Source organism: Pseudomonas sp. X4 (assembly GCF_040784925.1).
GTDB classification, from domain to species: domain Bacteria; phylum Pseudomonadota; class Gammaproteobacteria; order Pseudomonadales; family Pseudomonadaceae; genus Aquipseudomonas; species Aquipseudomonas putida_Z.
Genome location: NZ_CP160798.1, coordinates 1,502,908 through 1,523,045, shown reverse-complemented (window position 1 = coordinate 1,523,045; position 20,138 = coordinate 1,502,908). Strand labels below are relative to the sequence as shown.

20 protein-coding genes are annotated in these 20,138 nt (G+C 63.1%); 15 read left to right on the top strand and 5 right to left on the bottom strand.

The window, feature by feature from the left end:
- Positions 1–107: 107 nt before the first annotated feature.
- A complete protein-coding gene (gene gluQRS / locus ABX298_RS06675; RefSeq protein WP_084785353.1) occupies positions 108–995 on the bottom strand; it encodes a tRNA glutamyl-Q(34) synthetase GluQRS in 888 nt (295 codons plus the stop codon).
- A 64-nt stretch (positions 996–1,059) separates the two neighbouring features.
- Positions 1,060–1,503, bottom strand: a complete 444-nt coding sequence (dksA, locus tag ABX298_RS06670) for an RNA polymerase-binding protein DksA (RefSeq protein ID WP_046613112.1) — start codon at positions 1,501–1,503, stop codon at positions 1,060–1,062.
- 210 nt (positions 1,504–1,713) lie between these two features.
- On the opposite strand from dksA, the gene ABX298_RS06665 reads away from it, so the two are divergent.
- Together ABX298_RS06665 and sfsA are read left to right on the top strand one after the other, a co-directional pair.
- Positions 1,714–2,886: a pyridoxal phosphate-dependent aminotransferase gene (locus ABX298_RS06665; protein ID WP_075046415.1), complete on the top strand. Its 1,173-nt coding sequence runs from the start codon at positions 1,714–1,716 to the stop codon at positions 2,884–2,886.
- A complete protein-coding gene (gene sfsA, locus ABX298_RS06660) occupies positions 2,886–3,599 on the top strand; it encodes a DNA/RNA nuclease SfsA (protein ID WP_367394205.1) in 714 nt (237 codons plus the stop codon). The genes ABX298_RS06665 and sfsA overlap by 1 nt, the downstream gene beginning before the upstream one ends.
- Here sfsA and ABX298_RS06655 read toward each other — a convergent pair.
- Complete coding sequence (locus ABX298_RS06655; RefSeq protein WP_025340682.1) at positions 3,589–3,906, bottom strand: Rieske (2Fe-2S) protein; 318 nt, start codon at positions 3,904–3,906, stop codon at positions 3,589–3,591. The two genes, sfsA and ABX298_RS06655, sit on opposite strands and share 11 nt — an antisense overlap.
- Before the next feature lie 148 nt (positions 3,907–4,054).
- Between ABX298_RS06655 and ABX298_RS06650 the strand changes: the two genes are divergently transcribed.
- The 4 genes from ABX298_RS06650 (at position 4,055) to ABX298_RS06635 (ending at position 7,825) form a co-directional block, all read left to right on the top strand.
- The gene (locus tag ABX298_RS06650) at positions 4,055–4,939 is read left to right on the top strand and encodes a hemin ABC transporter substrate-binding protein (RefSeq protein ID WP_075046413.1); all 885 of its coding nucleotides are present in this window, start codon (positions 4,055–4,057) and stop codon (positions 4,937–4,939) included.
- Between the two features lie 50 nt (positions 4,940–4,989).
- Entirely contained in the window at positions 4,990–5,973 is a 984-nt protein-coding gene (locus ABX298_RS06645) for a FecCD family ABC transporter permease (RefSeq protein ID WP_367394470.1), read from the top strand.
- On the top strand, positions 5,973–6,740 hold the full coding sequence (locus ABX298_RS06640; protein ID WP_367394204.1) for a heme ABC transporter ATP-binding protein: 768 nt from the start codon (positions 5,973–5,975) through the stop codon (positions 6,738–6,740). Before ABX298_RS06645 ends, ABX298_RS06640 begins: the two co-directional genes overlap by 1 nt.
- 203 nt (positions 6,741–6,943) lie before the next feature.
- Positions 6,944–7,825 carry a ChaN family lipoprotein gene (locus ABX298_RS06635; protein WP_367394203.1) on the top strand — a complete coding sequence of 294 codons (882 nt, stop codon included), beginning with the start codon at positions 6,944–6,946 and terminating at the stop codon, positions 7,823–7,825.
- A 179-nt stretch (positions 7,826–8,004) separates the two neighbouring features.
- Here ABX298_RS06635 and ABX298_RS06630 read toward each other — a convergent pair whose 3' ends face one another.
- Both ABX298_RS06630 and ABX298_RS06625 read right to left on the bottom strand, forming a co-directional pair.
- Positions 8,005–8,283, bottom strand: coding sequence for a TfoX/Sxy family protein (locus ABX298_RS06630; protein ID WP_013974260.1), 279 nt, complete (start codon positions 8,281–8,283; stop codon positions 8,005–8,007).
- 240 nt (positions 8,284–8,523) lie between these two features.
- Positions 8,524–10,086: an AAA family ATPase gene (locus tag ABX298_RS06625; protein ID WP_367394202.1), complete on the bottom strand. Its 1,563-nt coding sequence runs from the start codon at positions 10,084–10,086 to the stop codon at positions 8,524–8,526.
- 116 nt (positions 10,087–10,202) lie between these two features.
- Here ABX298_RS06625 and mrcB point away from each other — a divergent pair, with 116 nt between their 5' ends.
- The 9 genes from mrcB to msrQ all read left to right on the top strand — a co-directional run bounded on the left by mrcB (position 10,203) and on the right by msrQ (position 20,079).
- A complete protein-coding gene (gene mrcB, locus ABX298_RS06620; RefSeq protein WP_367394201.1) occupies positions 10,203–12,524 on the top strand; it encodes a penicillin-binding protein 1B in 2,322 nt (773 codons plus the stop codon).
- Positions 12,525–12,539: 15 nt separating this feature from the next.
- Positions 12,540–13,343 (top strand): M48 family metallopeptidase, encoded by an 804-nt coding sequence (locus ABX298_RS06615; RefSeq protein WP_075046409.1) that lies wholly within the window; start codon positions 12,540–12,542, stop codon positions 13,341–13,343.
- The gene (locus ABX298_RS06610) at positions 13,343–13,675 is read left to right on the top strand and encodes a YqcC family protein (protein WP_367394200.1); all 333 of its coding nucleotides are present in this window, start codon (positions 13,343–13,345) and stop codon (positions 13,673–13,675) included. The genes ABX298_RS06615 and ABX298_RS06610 overlap by 1 nt, the downstream gene beginning before the upstream one ends.
- 408 nt (positions 13,676–14,083) lie before the next feature.
- Positions 14,084–15,808, top strand: a complete 1,725-nt coding sequence (locus tag ABX298_RS06605; RefSeq protein WP_015271834.1) for an acetolactate synthase 3 large subunit — start codon at positions 14,084–14,086, stop codon at positions 15,806–15,808.
- A gap of 1 nt (position 15,809) precedes the next feature.
- Positions 15,810–16,301: an acetolactate synthase small subunit gene (gene ilvN / locus ABX298_RS06600; RefSeq protein ID WP_003250040.1), complete on the top strand. Its 492-nt coding sequence runs from the start codon at positions 15,810–15,812 to the stop codon at positions 16,299–16,301.
- A gap of 55 nt (positions 16,302–16,356) precedes the next feature.
- On the top strand, positions 16,357–17,373 hold the full coding sequence (ilvC, locus tag ABX298_RS06595) for a ketol-acid reductoisomerase (protein WP_013974255.1): 1,017 nt from the start codon (positions 16,357–16,359) through the stop codon (positions 17,371–17,373).
- Positions 17,374–17,523: 150 nt separating this feature from the next.
- Positions 17,524–18,375, top strand: a complete 852-nt coding sequence (pssA, locus tag ABX298_RS06590) for a CDP-diacylglycerol--serine O-phosphatidyltransferase (RefSeq protein WP_003250045.1) — start codon at positions 17,524–17,526, stop codon at positions 18,373–18,375.
- Between the two features lie 79 nt (positions 18,376–18,454).
- Entirely contained in the window at positions 18,455–19,468 is a 1,014-nt protein-coding gene (gene msrP, locus ABX298_RS06585; protein WP_085617892.1) for a protein-methionine-sulfoxide reductase catalytic subunit MsrP, read from the top strand.
- Positions 19,468–20,079: a protein-methionine-sulfoxide reductase heme-binding subunit MsrQ gene (gene msrQ / locus ABX298_RS06580; protein ID WP_367394199.1), complete on the top strand. Its 612-nt coding sequence runs from the start codon at positions 19,468–19,470 to the stop codon at positions 20,077–20,079. Before msrP ends, msrQ begins: the two co-directional genes overlap by 1 nt.
- Positions 20,080–20,138 lie beyond the last annotated feature (59 nt).

Here is a 20,138-nt window from a genome sequence, read left to right as displayed (position 1 = left end):
TTCTGGCCCTATCGCCGGCAAGCCAGCTCCCACAGGATCACCACAGGATCTGAGTGCTGCGCTGTACCTGTGGGAGCTGGCTTGCCGGCGATAGGGCCGGTAATGCCTCAGCGCAAATCAGCCTCTGGCACCGTGGTCCGCTGTGCAATCGCCTCGGGCCGCCACTGCTTGCGAGCTACCGCCAATACCTCCGCCGGCGTTGCCAGCAACAACTCGGGGTCTGCTTCCTGCCCCAGCGCCCGCAGCGCCCGCAGCAACAGCGGTGTCGCCTGGTCCGCCTGCAGCGGCGGCGAGCGGTACGACTTGCCCAGCTTGTGCCCGTCCGGCTGCACGATCAGCGGAATATGCAGGTAACGCGGCTGCGAAAAGCCCAGCAACTCTTGCAGGTACAGTTGGCGCGGGGTGTTGTCGAGCAGGTCGGCGCCACGCACGATGTCGGTAACACCTTGCCAGGCATCGTCCAGTACCACCGCCAGCTGGTAGGCATACAGCCCGTCGCGGCGCTGGATGACGAAATCGCCCACTTCACGCCCCAGGTGCTGCTGAAACTCGCCCTGCACGCGGTCGGTAAAGCGGTAGATCAACTCTGGCACGCGCAGGCGGATCGCCGCGCCTTCCCGAGCATGCCCGGCGTTGCGGCAAAGGCCCGGGTAGATGCCGTTGTAACCCTCCAGCTGCTTGCGCGAGCAGGTGCAGGCGTAGGCCAGGCCCATGTTGAACAGGCGGTCGACCACCGCGGCATAGGCATCGTGCCGCTGGCTCTGGAACACCACTTCGCCGTCCCACTCCAGGCCGTAGCGCTCCAGGGTCTGCAGGATCGCATCGCGAGCACCGGGCATTTCCCGAGGCGGGTCGGTGTCTTCCATGCGCAGCAGCCAGCGGCCGTTCACGGCGCGGGCATCGAGCCAGGAGGCGAGGGCTGCGACCAGCGAGCCGAAGTGCAGGAAGCCGCTGGGGGTGGGGGCGAAACGCCCGATGTAGCTTGATTCGGTCATGGTCAGGCTGGGCATATAAATGAAACGGGGCGCATGATGCGCCCCGTTCAGGTGGAAAGAAAGATCAGCCTTTGCCGACCGTCTTTTCCTTTTTCTCGGCGATTTCCTTGCAGTCGAAGCACAGGTCGGCGGTAGGGCGGGCCTCCAGGCGACGCAGGCCGATCTCGATGCCGCACGATTCGCACCAGCCGTACTCATCGGCCTTGATCTTCTCGAGGGTCTTGTCGATTTTCTTGATCAGCTTGCGTTCGCGATCGCGGTTGCGCAGCTCCAGGGCGAATTCTTCTTCCTGGCTGGCACGGTCGGCCGGGTCGGGGAAGTTGGCTGCTTCGTCCTTCATGTGATCCACAGTGCGGTCGACACTTTCCATCAAGTCTCGCTTCCAGGCGCCGAGAAGCTTGGTGAAGTGCTGTTTCATGGGCTCGCCCATGTACTCTTCACCCTTGGTTTCTACGTAGGGCTCGACACCGTACATGGTCTGGGCTTTTTGCTTTTCTACGGTGGACATGAATAGACCGCCTCTCACTCATCTGATCCAATGCGCAGGCTGCTCCATCTCCGGCACCCGCCGGCCCTGCGACTGCGAGCCGCCGAACTTACCAGATAGATCGGGGGTGCGCTACCCCGCCCGATCCTGGTAATTGACAGCGGCGCGAGCCGCACGTTCGGTGGCGTGCAGAGGTAGAATCTCCAGTTTAGACCCAATTGAGAGAAGGTCATGGCCCACCCCTACAGTGCGCGCAGCCGCGCCATCGAACCCTTCCACGTCATGGCGCTGCTGGCCCGGGCCAACGAGCTGCAGGCGGCCGGGCACGACGTGATCCACCTGGAAATCGGCGAGCCGGACTTCACCACGGCCGCGCCCATCGTTGCCGCCGGCCAGGCAGCATTGGCCGCCGGGCACACCCGCTACACCGCCGCACGCGGCCTGCCGGCACTGCGCGAAGCCATTGCCGGGTTCTATGGCCAGCGTTACGGCCTGAGTGTCGACCCTGAACGCATCCTCATCACCCCGGGTGGCTCCGGTGCGCTGCTGCTGGCCAGCAGCTTGCTGGTAGACCCAGGCAAGCACTGGCTGCTGGCCGACCCAGGCTACCCGTGCAACCGCCACTTCCTGCGCCTGGTCGAGGGCGGGGCGCAGCTGGTGCCGGTGGGCCCGGACGTGAATTACCAGCTGACTGCCGACCTTGTCGACCGCTACTGGGACAAGGACACGGTTGGAGCCCTGGTCGCCTCGCCGGCCAACCCGACCGGCACCGTGCTGGGGCGTGACGAGCTGGCCGGCCTGTCCCGCGCCACCCGCGAACGGCATGGCCACCTGGTGGTGGACGAGATCTACCACGGGCTGACCTATGGCATGGACGCCCCCAGCGTGCTGGAAGTGGACGACTCTGCATTCGTCCTGAATAGTTTTTCCAAGTATTTCGGCATGACCGGTTGGCGCCTCGGCTGGCTGGTGGCGCCTCCTGGCGCGGTGGCCGACCTGGAGAAGCTGGCACAAAACCTGTACATCAGTGCGCCCAGCATGGCCCAGCATGCCGCGCTGGCGTGTTTCCAGCCCGAGACCCTGGCCATTTTCGAGGAGCGCCGCGCCGAGTTCGCCCGCCGCCGCGACTACCTGTTGCCTGCCCTGCGCGAACTGGGCTTCCGCATTGCCGTCGAGCCGCAGGGGGCGTTCTACCTGTATGCCGACATCAGTGCCTTTGGCGGTGACGCGTTCGCCTTCTGCCGGCACTTCCTGGAGACCGAGCACCTGGCCTTCACCCCCGGCCTGGACTTCGGCCGTCACCTGGCCGGCCACCATGTGCGCTTTGCCTACACCCAGAGCCTGCCGCGCCTGGAAGAGGCGGTGCAACGGATCGCCCGCGGCCTGCGGAGCTGGCAAGGCTGATGCAATTCCATCCCCCACTCGAAAAGGGCCGTCTGCTGCGCCGCTACAAACGCTTTCTGGCGGATATCGAACTGCCCGGCGGCGAACAACTGACCATCCACTGCCCCAACACCGGCTCCATGCTCAACTGCATGCGTGAGGGCGGGCAGGTGTGGTTCAGCCGCTCCAACGACCCCAAGCGCAAGCTCCCGGGCACCTGGGAAATCAGCGAAACCCCGCAGGGTCGGCTGGCCTGTGTGAATACCGGGCGGGCCAATACGCTGGTCGAAGAGGCCCTGCGTGCGGGCATCATCGCCGAACTGGCCGGCTTCAGTGCTCTAAAGCGTGAAGTGGCCTACGGCGAGGAAGGCAGCCGCATCGACTTTCGTCTGGAATTCGACGGTGCCCCGGCCTATGTCGAGGTCAAGAGCGTGACCTTGGGCTACCCAGACAGCACGGTCGCGGCCTTCCCTGATGCGGTGACCCAGCGCGGTGCCAAACACCTGCGCGAGCTGGCGAAGCTGGCCAGGCAGGGCGTGCGGGCGGTGCAGCTGTATTGCGTGAATCTGACCGGTATCGACGCGGTGCGCCCGGCCGAGGAAATCGATGTGGCCTATGCCCAGGCCCTGCGCGCGGCGGTGGCGGATGGGGTGGAGGTGCTGGCCTACGGCACGCGCCTGGACGCCGAAGGCATCGTCATCGACCGCCGCCTGCCGGTGCTGCTTACCCCTTGAACCAGATGCCCTGGCTGTCCTCGTGGCAGCCCAGGGCCTGCAGTTGCTCGCCTTCGCATGGCCCGGCCACGCATTCGCCGCTTTCGATCAGGAACAGCGCGCCATGATGGGCGCAGTGAATCAGGCTGGCGCTGTCATCGAGAAACGCATCTTCCGCCCAGTTCAGCGGGATGCTGCGGTGCGGGCAACGGTTGCGGTAGAGGTACACCTGGCCCTGGCGGCGTACGCCGAACAGTTCGATGCCGTCTACGCTGAAGGCGCGGCTTTGGCCTTCGGCCAGGCCGTGGGAGGTACAAAGGAAGTGCATGGCAAGGATGACTCGTGAAACAGGTGGTGGCTTGACGCATCAATGCGAATAATTATCAAATTGCCCGCATTCGCTGCGCCCGGCTGCTTATGGTGCGCAGTTCCGTCGCCCGCCACAAGGCGCGCGGCCCGCCTGCAGAAGGAACCCGATGATGCGCCGTCCCGTCGCCTTGCTCGCCCTGTGCGCGAGCCTTGTGCTCTCCACCCAGGCCCCGGCGGCCGAGCTGCCGCAGCGTTGGGTCAGCGCTGGTGGTGCACTGAGCGAATGGATCAGCGCGCTGGGTGGTGAAGCGCGGTTGGTGGGTGTGGATACCACCAGCCAGCATCCGCCATCGCTGAAGTCACTGCCTAGTGTCGGCTACCAGCGGCAGCTGTCTGCGGAAGGCATTCTCAGCCTGCGCCCGGATGTGCTGGTGGGCACCGAGGAAATGGGGCCGCCACCGGTATTGGCGCAAATCCGCAAGGCTGGCGTGCGGGTCGAACTGTTCTCCAGCAAGGCCGAACTGGCGGCGGTGGATGAAAACCTCAAGCACCTGGGGCAGTTGCTGGGCGCAGAGCAGCAGGCCGCGGTCCTGGCGTCGGGCTACCACCAGCAGCTCGATGCCTTGCAGGCCAAGGTCAGGCAGGCCCGGGCGGAGCAGAAGGCACCAGGGGTGTTACTGCTGGTCGGGCATGCCGGGGCCAAGCCGCTGATCGCCGGGCAGGGTACTGCCGGTGACTGGCTGCTGAGCCAGGCAGGCGGGCGCAACCTGGCAGAACATCAGGGCTACAAGAATTTCTCCAGCGAAGCACTGGCGGCGCTGGACCCGGATGTGATCGTGTTTTCCGACCGGGCGCTGGCCGATGAGCAGGCCTTGCAGGCGTTGCTGAAAGAAAACCCCGCGCTGGCGGCCTCGCGCGCTGTGCGCGAGAAACGCCTGGTATCGCTTGACCCGACGCTGTTGGTCGGCGGGCTCGGGCCACGCCTGCCGGCAACACTGCAGTTGCTTGCGGCCACCTTCTATCCGGCTGCCAAGGCCAGCCTAGCCCAATGAAGCAACGTGTCCAGCCACGCACGCTGTTCGTTTGCCTGAGCCTGTTGTGCCTGCTGGCGGTGTGGTTGTCTTTGGCCCTGGGGCCGGTCAGCCTGCCGCTGTTCGATACCCTGCGTGCCGGCCTGCGCCTGCTGGGTCTGCCCGTTGCCGCTGATGGCCTGCAGCAGGCCGAGATGATCCTCGGCCAGATCCGCCTGCCGCGCACCTTGCTGGGGTTGGCGGTGGGCGCGGTGCTGGCGCTGTCCGGTGTGGCGATGCAGGGGCTGTTCCGTAACCCGCTGGCCGACCCCGGGCTGGTAGGGGTTGCCGCCGGGGCGGCGGTGGGCGCGGCGGTGGCCATCGTTGGCGGCAGTTGGCTGGGCGGCATGCCGGATGTGCTTGCCCCTTACCTGTTGTCGCTGTGTGCTTTCATCGGCGGGCTGGGCGTGACTGCGCTGGTCTATCGTCTGGGGCGGCGCGACGGCCAGACCAACGTCGCCACGATGCTGCTGGCCGGTGTGGCCATGACCGCGCTGGGTGGTGCTGCCGTGGGGCTGTTCTCCTACCTGGCCGACGACGCCACGCTGCGCACGCTGACGTTCTGGAACCTGGGTAGCCTCAATGGTGCCAGTTACCAGCGGCTGTGGCCGTTGCTGCTGGTGGCTGCTGGCGTGGCAGTGTGGCTGCCACGCCGGGCCAAGGCGTTGAATGCCATGCTGCTGGGTGAGTCGGAGGCGCGCCACTTGGGCATCGATGTGGAGCGGCTCAAGCGCGAGCTGGTGTTCTGCACGGCGCTGGGCGTGGGTGCGGCGGTGGCGGCTGCCGGGTTGATCGGTTTCATCGGCCTGGTGGTACCGCACCTGGTGCGCCTGCTGGCCGGGCCTGATCACCGTGTGGTGCTGCCAGCTTCCTTGTTGGCGGGCGGTGTGCTGATGCTGTTCGCCGATTTGGCGGCGCGGCTGCTGCTGGCGCCTGCCGAGCTGCCGATCGGTATCGTCACGGCCTTTATCGGTGCACCGTTTTTCCTGTTCCTGCTGATACGAGGGCGCAGCTGATGTTGCAAGCCGAGGGCCTGTACTTGCGGCGGGGCAGCAACGAAGTGCTGCATGACATTCATTTGCAGCTGAGCCCGGGGCAGGTGGTGGGCGTGCTCGGCCCCAACGGTGCCGGCAAGAGCAGCCTGCTGGGTGTACTGTGTGGTGAGCTGGCGCCCGATCGCGGATGGGTGACGCTACAGGGCAGGCCGCTGGCCAACTGGGCCGGGCAGGAGAGGGCCAGGCGCCTGGCGGTGTTGCCGCAGGTGTCCAGCCTGGGGTTCTCGTTCCGGGTCGAGGAAGTGGTGGGCATGGGGCGCATGCCCCATGGCACCGGGCAGCGGCGCGATGCGGAAATCGTCGAAGCGGCCTTGCGGGCGGCGGATGCCTGGCACCTGGTGGAGCGCAGTTACCTGGCGTTGTCTGGCGGCGAGCGGCAACGGGTGCACCTGGCTCGGGTACTGGCGCAGCTGTGGCCGGGCGAGGCGGGTACCACGCTGCTGCTCGACGAGCCAACCTCGATGCTCGACCCGTTGCACCAGCACACCACCCTGGAAGCCGTGCGCCGCTTTGCCGACCGTGGCGCCGCGGTGCTGGTGATCCTGCATGACCTGAACCTGGCGGCGCGCTACTGTGACCGTATCCTGCTGCTGGAGCATGGGCGCTGCCATGCCTTTGCCGCACCCGAAGCAGTGCTGACGCCGGCGGCGTTGAAGGCGGTATACGGGATCGATGTACTGGTACAGGCGCACCCGGAGCGTGGGCATCCGCTGATCATCACTCGTTGATGTGGGGATTCAAGACTCCGGGGCGTGCACGATTTTCGTGGGAGCGGCCTTGTGTCGCGAAAGGGCCGCAAAGCGGCCCCGGATTTTCAGCAGGTGATGCACAAATTGCTGGGGCTGCTCCGCAGCCCTTTCGCGACACAAGGCCGCTCCCACAAGAGCCGGTGCAGGCTTATACATTGTTGAATGACATGGAGGTACTGCCCATGCGACATCCGCTGCTGTCCGCTTTCTCGCTGTGCCTGGTGCTGGTATTGGGTGGCTGCCAGGCCAGCCTGCCACCGCTGCCCGCCTGGCAGAGCAGTGAGGGGCGCAGCCATGCCGAGCTGGGGCATATCGTCGATCTCGCTGATGGCCAGCTGATCAGCCCTGAGCAACTGGTGCAGCGCCTGTCTACCGCCCCCCGGGTACTGGTCGGCGAGAAACACGACAACCCCGACCATCACGCACTGCAGCTGTGGCTGCTGCGCGCCCTGCAAGGCCAACGTGTGCAGGGCAGCCTGCTGCTGGAAATGCTGCAGCCCGAGCAGCAACCGCTGCTGGACAAGCTGGCGGGGCAACCTTTGCCGGCAGACCTGCCCAAGGCCCTGGCTTGGCAGGACGGCTGGGATTGGCAGCTGTACGGGCCAATCGTGACTGAGGCTTTGCAGCAGCGGGTGCCTGTGCTGGCCGCCAACCTCTCGCCCGGCGAGATGCGCCAGGCCTATCGACAGCCAGCTTCGTTACCGGGCGAACGCTCCAATGCGCCGACGGTCAAGGCCGCCTTGCTGGAGCATGTGCGTGCCGGGCATTGCGGGATGCTGCCAGAAAGCCAGTTGCCGGCGATGCTGGCCGTGCAGCAGCAGCGCGACCGGCGCATGGCCGAGCGCTTGCTGGCGGCGCCGCAGCCGGCACTGCTGCTGGCTGGGGCTTATCACGTGCGCAAGGACCTGGGTGTACCGTTGCACCTGGCTGACCTGCAAGCGCAGGGGGAGAGCAAGGTACTGCTGTTGGCAGAGGTCGGTGAGCAGGTCGAGGCAGGCGAGGCTGATTTTGTGTGGTACACGGCAGCGATGCCGGAGCAGGACTATTGCGCGCAACTGCGGTGACAGGGCTGCAAAAAAGCAAAAAAAGACCCGGCAAATTGCCGGGTCAATAACCGTGATTAGCCTGATGAGGAGATAATCTGAGAGTCCGAACCAGGGGCTCTTAGCTTATCCAACCAGTCTCGCGACCAGTTGTGATAATCATAACGATTCTCATTTCGTCGTCAATCCCCTTCCTGAAATTATTTCTGATTTTTTTGCGCAGGGCTTTTCGCATCCAGTTGTTGGTTGAGCGCTTCTTTGCGCTCCAGCGGCAAATCGTTCCAGTGCATGTCCAGCAGGGCGCCTTCAATGGCATACAACAGCACCTTCGATGCGCGGAACCCTCGTGTCTTCACGGCCTGGTACGCACCCACCGCGCCCAGGCGGCGCAGATCCGATGCACTGTGGATGCCGGCTGCATGCAGCCACTGCGCAGAGGTCTTGCCAAGGTTCTTCAGATGCTGCAATTCATCGTTCATCGAGCCTCCTTGCGATGGCTGAACGGGGATTGGGGGATAAATCGCGAGCAGGTCAGAGAGGAGTGTAGCGGGGGATGGGAAATGCGCGGCCTTTTGCCATAGGGGGCGACGAGATGTCCTGTGCCGGCCTCTTCGCGGGTAAACCCGCTCCCACAAGGTTATCTGCAAGCCTCACGACTGACGCAGTACCTGTGGGAGCGGGTTCACCCGCGAATAGGCCGGCCCAGGAAAACGCTGACCTTACAGCCCAGGCAAGCGCTGGCGAATCTGCTCGATCACCTGGTCCATGCTCCCGGCACTCTGGGTATCGACGCGGGTGCTTTGCACCTGCTCTTGTGCACTCAGCGGCTCACGGCTGGCCTGCTGGGCCTTGACCACTTCCAGGGTGGCATCTGACGGGTCGGTGTTTTCTGCCCGGCGCTGCTCCAGCCAGCTGGCGATGACCGCATCCGGTGCATGGCAGTCGAGGATCAGGAACGGCACGCCCGTCTCGCTGGCGATGTCCGCTGCGGCCTGGCGCTGATCACGTTTGAGGTAGGTGGCATCCAGCACCACCGGGAAGCCGGCTCGCAGCACGGTCGCCGCCACCTCGTGCAGGCGCTGGTAGGTCGCGACACTGGCGTCCTGGTCGTAGATGCCGGTACTCAGCTGGCCAGCGTCAGCCTGCTGCTGGTCGCCGAACAGGCGTTTGCGCTCCACATCCGAACGCACGCGGACCGCACCCAGGGCCTCGACCATGCGCATGGCCACGTGGCTTTTGCCCACTGCCGAAACACCGTGGGTAATGGCCAGCAGGCGCGACGGGATGGCGCTGTAGCTTTCTGCCAGGTTGGCATAGTTGCGGTAGGTGCGCAGGGTGGTGGCGCGCTGCACGCCATCGGCATCGGCTGGCATGCTGAACAGTGCAACCTTGGCCCGCACCAGCGCGCGGTAGGCTTTGTAGAAGTTGAGCAGTTCCAGGCCTTCGTAGTCGCCGGTCAGTTCCAGATACTGGCTGATGAAGCGGCGGGCCAGGCATTTCAGGCCGCGGTCTTCCAGGTCCATGGCCAGGAAGCCGGTGTCGGCATACACGTCGGTCAGACGGAACGGTTCGTTGAACTCGATGCAGTCGAAGATCACCACCTTGCCGTCGATCAGGGTGGCGTTGCCCAGGTGGATGTCACCGTGGCATTCACGGATGAAACCATTGGCCTTGCGCTTTTCCAGCAGGCCATGCAGGCGCTCGAAGCTGCTGCGTGCCCAGGCCTGCAGGGCGTCGAGTTGCTGCAGGTCGGCCTTGTCGCTGAGGAACGGGCGAATCTGCTCGAAGTTCTGTTCTACCGGCGCCATCACGCTGTCCGGCGTGCCGAGCGGGTGCTCCACCGGAACGCGTGGGGCCTGCAGGTGGAAATCGGCGATCTGCCGGGCCATCTGGTCGATGTGCGCGGCGTTCAGTTCGCCATTGGCCTGCAGGGTGTTGAGCATCTGCCCCTGGGGGAACTGGCGCATCTTCAGCACGTACTCGATGGCTTCGCCTTCACCACCGATCTGCGGCGCGTCGACGCTACCGGTGATCGGCAACACTTCCAGGTACAGGCCGTCGGTCAGGCGCTGGTTCAGGCGCAATTCTTCGTTACAGAAATGCTGGCGCTGGTCCAGGCCGGTGAAGTCGAGGAAGCCGAAGTTCATCGGTTTCTTGATCTTGTAGGCATACTCGCCAGTGAGCAGGACCCAGGAGATATGCGTCTCGATGAGCTGGAACCCATCCACGGGGTGAGGGTACAGGGCGGGGTTCTGCAACGCAGTGATAAGGGCTTGGCTCACGGGAAATCCTTCCGGGGGCAGGGAATTCGAATGCGCCATTATGGTCAATGGTGCCGTCCCTGCCTACCGCCGGGGGCGTCTGCCCAGCCTTTATAAAGTGCGTATAATCCGCCGCCATGACCCGAACCCGAAATCCCCGTACCCCTCAGAAACGCCCGACCGGCCGCTCCCGTGCCTGGCTGGGCTGGGCTTTGAAGCTCAGCCTGGTCGGCCTGGTGATCATCGCCGGCTTCGCGGTTTACCTTGATGCTGTCGTCCAGGAAAAGTTTTCCGGCAAGCGCTGGACCATCCCGGCCAAGGTGTATGCCCGGCCGCTGGAGCTGTTTTCCGGCCAGAAGCTGAGCAAGAAAGACTTCCTCACCGAGCTGGACGCGCTCGGCTACCGGCGTGAAAGCGCGGCCAACGGCCCGGGCGCGGCGGCAGTCAACGGCAACACCGTCGAGCTCAATACCCGTGGCTTCCAGTTCTACGAGGGCATGGAGCCGGCGCAGTTCGTGCGTGTGCGCTTCTCCGGCGATTACGTGGCGGGCCTTTCCGGCGCCAACGGCAAGACGCTCGACGTAGTGCGCCTGGAGCCGCTGATGATCGGCGGCATCTACCCGAAAAACCTCGAAGACCGCATCCTGATCAAGATCGACCAGGTACCGCCGTACCTGCTCGAAACCCTGGTGGCGACGGAAGACCGCGATTTCTACAGCCACTTCGGGGTGTCGCCCAAGTCCATCGCCCGGGCCATGTGGGTCAACACCTCGGCAGGTTCCATGCGCCAGGGTGGCAGTACCCTGACCCAGCAGCTGGTGAAGAATTTCTACCTCACCAGCGAGCGCAGCCTCAGCCGCAAGCTGACCGAGGCGATGATGGCCGTACTGCTGGAGCTGCACTACGACAAGCGCGAGATCCTCGAGGCCTACCTCAACGAGGTGTTCGTCGGCCAGGATGGCCAGCGTGCGGTGCACGGCTTCGGCCTCGCCAGCCAGTTCTTCTTCAGCCAACCGCTATCGGAGCTGAAACTGCACCAGATCGCCTTGCTGGTGGGCATGGTCAAGGGGCCGTCCTACTACAACCCGCGTCGCTATCCGGACCGCGCCCTGGCCCGCCGCAACCTGGTACTCGACCTGGTGGCCGAGCAGGGCGTGGCCAGCCAGGCAGAAGTCGATGCAGCGAAGAAGATGCCGCTGGGCGTGACCAAGCGCGGCAGCCTGGCCGACAGCTCGTTCCCGGCATTCCTCGACCTGGTCAAGCGCCAGTTGCGCCAGGACTACCGCGATGAAGACTTGACCGAAGAAGGCCTGCGCATCTTCACCAGCTTCGACCCGATCCTGCAGATGAAGGCCGAAACCTCGATGAGCGAGACCTTCAAGCGCCTGGCGGGCCGCAAGGGGGCGGACGAGGTGGAGTCGGCGATGGTCGTGACCAACCCGGAAACCGGTGAAGTGCAGGCGCTGATCGGCAGCCGCCAGGCCGGTTTCGCCGGCTTCAACCGCGCCATCGATGCCGTGCGGCCGATCGGCTCGCTGGTCAAGCCGGCGGTTTACCTGACCGCGCTGGAGCAACCGACCAGGTACACCCTGACCAGCCTGGTGCAGGACGAGCCGTTCTCGGTCAAAGGTGCCGACGGCCAGGTCTGGCGCCCGCAAAACTACGACCGCCGCCCGCATGGCACCATCTACCTGTACCAGGGGCTGGCCAACTCCTACAACCTGTCGACTGCCAAGATCGGCCTGGATGTGGGCGTGCCCAACGTGATCAAGACCATTGGCAGGCTGGGTGTGAATGTCGACTGGCCAGCCTTCCCCGCCATGCTGCTGGGTGCCGGCGGCATGTCGCCGATGCAGGTCGCGACCATGTACCAGACCATCGCCAACGGCGGCTTCAACACCCCGATGCGCGGTATCCGCAGCGTACTCACCGCCGAGGGCGAGCCGCTCAAGCGCTACCCGTTCCAGATCCAGCAAACCTTCGACCCGGGGGCCATCTACCTGGTGCAGAACGCCATGCAGCGGGTGATGCGCGAAGGCACCGGCCGCTCGGTGTACAACACTTTGCCGCGTAATCTCACCCTGGCGGGCAAGACCGGTACCAGTAACGATTCGCGCGACAGCTGGTTCTCCGGTTTCAGCCAGGACCTGCTGGCCGTGGTATGGATGGGCCGTGACGATAACGGCAAGACGCCATTTACCGGTGCCACAGGTGCCCTGCAGGTGTGGACCAGCTTCATGAAGAAGGCCGACCCGCTGCCGCTGGACATGCCGCAACCGGACAACGTGGTGCAGGCCTGGATCGACCCGTACAGTGGCCATGGGTCTGATGGCAGCTGTCCGGGAGCGGTGCAGATGCCGTATATTCGCGGCAGTGAACCGCCCGCCGGCGCGACCTGTGGCGGCGAGCAGGATCCAGTTGAATCGGTCATGGACTGGGTCAAGGGCTGGATGAATTAAGCACAGGCTGCATTGATGAGGTGTGACGTGAACAAGTGGCTGTTTCCTGCCGTGACGGCGCTGGCTGTGCTCCAGGGGTGCGCCAGCGTCCCGCGCGGCAATATTCCGGTGGTCGACTCGAGCACCCGCGTGTCCAACAGCGAACGCGTGACGGCCAACCGCTCTGCGGGTGGCTACAACGCGGGCACCGCGCAGGCGCAAACGCTGCCTGAAGACTCCGGCGTCACCGTGATGATCCCGCAGGGCGCTGGCGCTTCGGGCATCCAGACGTTCCCGGCGGCCAATGGCGCGGCGCCGATCAGCACCTCGCCGATTACCCCGGGGCCGATTACCACAGGGCCGGTCACTTCGGCACCGATGACCACCAACCCCAACCCGATCGCCGACGAACCCTTCGACATCGCGGCGATGAACAGTGCCCCGCAAACCACCAGCGCGCCTACCGGTATCCCGCGTAGCAGTGCCGCTGCAGGTGGCCTGTCGGCCGACGAGCAGCTGGACGGCCCGGTGCTGGCGCTGCTGACCACCGCGAAGACCCAGCAGGGCAGTGGCGACTTCAACGGTGCCGCCTCGAGCCTGGAGCGTGCCCAGCGCATTGCCCCGCGCGAGCCGCAGGTGCTGTACCGCCTGGCCCAGGTACGCCTGTCGCAAGGTGATGCGCCGCAGGCCGAGCAACTGGCGCGTCGTGCCCTGACTTACGCCAATGGCCGCCCGAGCCTGCAGGCCGAGCTGTGGAACACCATCGCCCAGGCCCGCGAGAAGCAGGGTGATAACGCCGGCGCCGCACTGGCTCGGCAGAAGGCACGGGTCAATTCGTGATGATCGAACAGCGCATTCTGGATATTGCCGACCACCTGCTGCTGATCGAGCGTGAGCTGCAGGTGCAAGGCTGGTGGGATGACGAGCCGCCAAGCGACGAGGCACTGGCCAGTACGGTGCCTTTCGCTGTCGATACCCTCAGTTTCGAGCAGTGGCTGCAATGGATCTTCCTGCCGCGCATGAAGATCATCATCGAGCTGGGCCACCCGTTGCCCAACGCCTCCGGCATCCTGGTCATGGCCGAAACCGTGTTTACCGACCGGCCAGATCAAAGTCGTGAGCTACGCCGCCTGTTGGCAGCATTTGACCAATTGATTGCTCCTTCCGCCTGATTTCTTCAGTTTTTCCTTCAAGGGCCGCAGATTGTGGCCCTTTTTTGTGGAAATCTTATTTATTCTGCTGCTGAAGCGATTTTTAGTGGTGGCAGGAATTCATCTTGGGGAAAAATTGGCAATAATTTTTCTTGACTTGTTGGCGCCGAATCAGAAGAATCCAATCTCCGCTGTAGAGGGACTGCCAGAAGCAGACCCGCTAAGCAGATCATGAGGCGCACACCCGCGCCGACCTGTTACACCCCGCAACGCGTTACCTCGCGCTGGGTGGGAAAACCCCGCAACACTCTGGGGCGCTCCCAATACTTGCTCAGTCAGTGCTGACGTTCGCTCATGCTCTGCTTGGCAGTAAACCTATTAAGACCCGTCCAGTGAGGGCGGTATTCTGGCGTTTTAGAGGTGAACAACGTGGAGCTTTTATCTGGCGCTGAGATGGTCGTCCGCTTCTTGCGTGACGAAGGCGTTAAGCACATCTACGGGTACCCTGGTGGTGCTCTCCTGCATGTTTACGACGCGCTGTTCAAGGAACCGGAAGTCGAGCACATCCTGGTTCGTCATGAGCAGGCAGCTACCCATATGGCGGACGGTTACGCCCGCGCCACCGGCAAGGCCGGCGTGGTGCTGGTAACCTCCGGCCCGGGCGCGACCAATGCCATTACCGGTATTGCCACCGCCTACATGGACTCGATTCCGATGGTCATCCTGTCCGGCCAGGTGCCTAGCACCATGGTGGGTACCGATGCCTTCCAGGAAACCGACATGATCGGTATTTCGCGGCCGATCGTGAAGCACAGCTTCATGATCAAACATGCCAGCGAAATCCCCGAAGTTCTGAAAAAAGCATTCTACCTGGCGCAATCCGGTCGCCCAGGTCCGGTCGTGGTCGACATTCCAAAAGATATGACCAACCCGGCCGAGAAGTTCGAATACGTCTACCCGAAAAAGGTCAAGCTGCGCTCCTACAGCCCGGCGGTACGCGGCCACTCCGGCCAGATCCGCAAGGCTGCCGAGATGCTGCTGGCGGCCAAGCGCCCGATCGTCTACTCCGGTGGCGGCGTGATCCTCGGTGGTGGCTCCGAAGCCCTGACCGAAATCGCCAAGTCGCTGAACCTGCCGGTCACCAATACCCTGATGGGCCTGGGTGGCTTCCCGGGTACTGACCGCCAGTTCCTCGGCATGCTCGGCATGCACGGCAGCTTCACTGCCAACATGGCCATGCACCATGCCGACGTCATCTTCGCCGTCGGTGCCCGTTTTGACGACCGCGTGGTCAACGGCCCGGCCAAGTTCTGCCCGAACGCCAAGATCATCCATATCGACATCGACCCGGCGTCGATCTCCAAGATGATCAAGGCCGACGTGCCGATCGTCGGCCCGGTCGACAGCGTGCTCAGCGAAATGCTCGGCATCCTCAAGGAAATCGGCGAGCAGCCTGACAAGGCGGCGCTGGATGCCTGGTGGAAGCAGATCGACGAATGGCGTGGCAATGGCGAGCTGTTCCCTTACGACAAGGGTGACGGCAATGTCATCAAACCGCAGAAAGTCATCGAGACCCTGTGCGAAGTGACCAATGGCGATGCCTTCGTCACCTCCGACGTGGGCCAGCACCAGATGTTCGCGGCGCAGTACTACCGCTTCAACAAGCCGAACCGCTGGATCAACTCCGGTGGCCTGGGCACCATGGGCTTCGGCTTCCCGGCTGCGATGGGCGTCAAGCTCAACTTCCCGGACCAGGACGTGGCCTGCGTGACCGGCGAAGGCAGCATCCAGATGAACATCCAGGAGCTGTCCACCTGCATGCAGTACGGCCTGCCGGTAAAGATCGTCAATCTGAACAACGGTGTGTTGGGCATGGTCCGCCAGTGGCAGGACATGGCCTACAACGGTCGTCACTCGCACTCGTACGTCGAGTCGCTGCCTGACTTCATCAAGCTGGCCGAGGCCTATGGCCATGTGGGTATCCGCATCACCAGCCTGAAGGACCTCAAGCCGAAGCTGGAAGAAGCGTTTGCGATGAAGGACCGCCTGGTGTTCATCGACATCGCGGTTGACCGCAGTGAGCACGTCTATCCGATGCAGATCAAGGATGGCTCGATGCGTGACATGTGGCTGAGCAAGACGGAGCGTACCTGATATGCGGCACATCATCTCCCTGCTGCTGGAAAACGAACCAGGTGCGCTGTCCCGCGTGGTCGGCCTGTTCTCCCAGCGTAACTACAACATTGAAAGCCTGACCGTGGCGCCGACCGAAGACCCGACCTTGTCGCGTCTGACGCTGACCACCGTTGGCCATGACGAAGTGATCGAACAGATCACCAAGAACCTGAACAAGCTGGTCGAAGTGGTCAAGCTCGTCGACCTGTCGGAAAGCGCTCACATCGAGCGTGAACTGATGCTGGTCAAGGTCAAGGCCACCGGTGCCCAGCGCGCCGAGATCAAGCGCACCACGGATATCTTCCGTGGCCAGATCGTCGATGTGACTGCCAGCGTGTACACCGTGCAGCTGAGCGGCACCAGCGACAAACTGGACAGCTTCATCCAGGCGATCGGCACTGCATCGATTCTCGAAACCGTGCGCAGCGGCGTTACCGGCATTGCCCGTGGCGACAAAGTGCTCAGCATCTAAATTCAAAAATTAGCGATGGCTCCGCAGGGGCCGAGATATAACCAGGGGTATTTTCATGAAAGTTTTCTACGATAAAGACTGCGACCTTTCCATCATCCAGGGTAAGAAAGTCGCCATCATCGGTTACGGTTCCCAGGGCCACGCTCAGGCGTGCAACCTGAAGGACTCCGGTGTAGATGTCACCATCGGTCTGCGTAAAGGTTCGGCCACCGTTGCCAAGGCAGAAGCCCATGGCCTGAAAGTGACCGACGTTGCCTCTGCCGTCGCTGCTGCCGACCTGGTCATGATCCTGACCCCGGACGAGTTCCAGGGCCAACTGTACAAGCAGGAAATCGAGCCGAACATCAAGAAGGGCGCTACCCTGGCCTTCTCCCACGGCTTCTCGATCCACTACAATCAGGTTGTTCCACGTGCTGACCTCGACGTGATCATGATCGCGCCGAAGGCCCCGGGCCACACCGTTCGCTCCGAGTTCGTCAAGGGCGGCGGTATCCCTGACCTGATCGCCATCTACCAGGACGCCTCCGGCAACGCCAAGAATGTTGCCCTGTCGTACGCTTCGGGCGTAGGCGGCGGCCGTACCGGCATCATCGAAACCACCTTCAAGGACGAGACCGAAACCGACCTGTTCGGTGAGCAGGCTGTTCTGTGCGGCGGTACCGTAGAGCTGGTCAAGGCCGGTTTCGAAACCCTGGTCGAAGCTGGCTACGCGCCGGAAATGGCCTACTTCGAGTGCCTGCACGAACTGAAGCTGATCGTTGACCTCATGTACGAAGGCGGCATCGCCAACATGAACTACTCGATCTCCAACAACGCCGAGTACGGTGAGTACGTAACCGGTCCGGAAGTCATCAACGAAGAATCCCGCAAGGCCATGCGCAACGCCCTGAAGCGCATCCAGGACGGCGAGTACGCGAAGATGTTCATCTCCGAAGGTGCTACCAACTACCCATCGATGACCGCCAAGCGCCGCAACAACGCCGCTCACGGCATCGAAATCATCGGCGAGCAACTGCGCTCGATGATGCCGTGGATCTCGGCTAACAAAATCGTCGACAAGACCAAGAACTAAGTCTTATCGAAAGATGAAAAACGCGGCTTCGGCCGCGTTTTTTCGTTCTGACAGTCAGCTTCTGGTATAAAGCAGACCAGTGGCCTGCCGTCAGAACCTGTTTTGCAGGCCCGTGTCGAACATTTTCCATCCTGTTGCAAGGTACCCTCCATGAGCGAACGTCCCGAAGAGCCGAACAAGCCCTCCGACGCCGAAAGCCTGCTACCTGTCGATGAGCACGTTGAAGAAGGGCATGACGCCGAAGGGCGCAAGGTGCGCCATCGCGGCATCTACCTGCTGCCCAACCTGTTTACCACCGCCAACCTGTTTGCCGGTTTCTATTCCATCATCAGCTCGATGAGCGCGCAGAGCGCCCTGAGCGCCGGAGACCCGCGCGAGGCGAGCAAGTACTTTGCCTTCGCTGCCATCGCCATCTTCGTGGCCATGGTGCTCGACGGCCTCGATGGCCGTGTCGCGCGCATGACCAACACCCAGAGCGCCTTTGGTGCCGAGTACGACTCGCTGTCGGACATGGTCGCCTTCGGTGTGGCTCCGGCCTTGCTGGCCTTTGGCTGGGCGCTGGGCGACATGGGCAAGGTCGGCTGGATGGTCGCCTTCATCTATGTGGCCGGTGCAGCACTGCGCCTGGCACGCTTCAATACCCAGGTCGGCACCGCCGACAAGCGCTACTTCATCGGCCTGGCCAGCCCGGCTGCCGCGGGCGTGGTCGCGGGTACCGTGTGGGCGTTCAGCGACTACGGCATCCAGGGCTCCAAGCTGTCGTTCCTGGTGGCGCTGCTGGTGGCTGCTGCCGGCATGCTGATGGTCAGCAACATCAAGTACAACAGCTTCAAGGAGCTGGACCTCAAGGGCCGTGTACCGTTCGTGGCTATCCTGGCCGTGGTGCTGGTGTTTGCCGTGGTGTTCAGCGACCCGCCCCGTATCCTGCTGCTGATCTTCCTCGCCTATGCGGCTTCGGGGCCGATCCAGTTCCTGCTCAAGGCACGCCGTCGTAAAGCGTGACAATCATTTAATGCAGGAATAACCCGCCGGCTCCATAGTCTTACTGGTACATCCGTTATCCAGTGCTGTGGAGCCGCTCATGCTCATCAAGCTTCCCAGGTCTTCCGAGTGCAAGGCGTCGGAGATCACCCCCGAAGGCATCTACCTCTCCCGTCGTACCCTGCTGGGTGGCTCGTTGGCCGGCCTGGCCTTGGGTGCCTTGCCGAGCATGGCGCGCGCAACTGAAGCCAGCCGTTACGCCGATGTCGAGGCGGGCAGGGCGCCTGGCTGGTTCAGTGAAAAGCTCGCGGCCACTCGATGGCAGGCAGTAACGGTAAAGGGTGAGGCAATCACGCCGTTCAAGGATGCCACCCACTACAACAACTTCTACGAGTTCGGGCCCGACAAGGGTGACCCGGCGGCCAATGGCGACAGCCTGAAAACCGAACCGTGGAGCGTTGTGGTCGATGGCGAAGTGGGCAAGCCCGGGCGCTATGCACTGGAAGACTTCGTCAAGCCGTACCAGCTTGAGGAGCGCATCTACCGGCTGCGTTGCGTCGAGGCGTGGTCGATGGTCATTCCGTGGCTGGGCTTCCCGTTGGCGCAGTTGCTCAAGCAGGTCGAGCCGACGTCCAAGGCGCGCTATGTGCGTTTCGAAACCCTGAAAGACCCGGAGCACATGCCGGGGCAGCGTTCGGGGTTCGCCTTGATCGACTGGCCTTATAGAGAAGGCTTGCGTCTGGATGAGGCGATGCATCCTTTGGCGATCCTGGCGGTCGGCATGTACGGCCGGGAGCTGCCCAACCAGAATGGCGCGCCGTTGCGGCTGGTGGTGCCGTGGAAGTATGGCTTCAAGAGCATCAAGTCGATCGTGCGTATCAGCCTGGTGGCCGAGCAACCGGGCACCACCTGGGAAGGGCTGGCGCCGGATGAATATGGGTTCTATGCCAATGTGAACCCGACGGTCGACCACCCTCGTTGGAGCCAGGCGCGTGAACGGCGGCTGCCCAGCGGTCTGTTCAGTCCCAATGTGCGGGAAACCCAGATGTTCAATGGCTATGCCGATGAAGTGGCGTCGCTGTATACCGGGCTCGATCTGCGGAAGAACTATTGATGCGTTACCCTTGGTTTCGTCTGGCCATCTTCATCGTGGGGTGCCTGTTCCCGGTCTGGTGGTTGTATGAGGCGGCGATGAATCTGCTAGGGCCTGACCCTGGCAAGATCATGATGGACCGGCTTGGGCTCGGGGCGCTGACCTTCCTGCTGGTTACCTTGGGCATGACGCCGCTGCAGAAGCTGACGGGATGGTCGGGCTGGATCGTGGTGCGCCGGCAACTGGGGTTATGGGTGTTTGCCTATATCGTGCTGCACATCCTGGCTTACCTGTTCTTTATCCTTGGGCTGGACTGGGGGCAGCTGGCGGTTGAGTTGCGCAAGCGGCCTTACATTATTGTGGGTGCGCTTGGGTTTCTTGGGCTGCTGGCCCTGGCGGTTACCTCGAATCGGTATAGCCAGCGGCGGTTGGGTGCGCGTTGGAAAAAGCTGCACCGGTTGGTGTACGTGATACTTGGGTTGGGGTTGCTGCATTTCTTGTGGATCGTGCGCTCGGATCTGCGGGAGTGGGCGATCTATGCGTTTATTGGGGCTGTGTTGATGGTGTTGCGGGTTCCCGCGGTTTCGCGGGTGCTGCCCAGGGTTGGTCGGAGGCAGGGAAGGGTGGTTTGAGCATTTATTTCAATTTCTTGAAATTAAAGGTTGACGCCATTTCGAATCCCCTTATAATG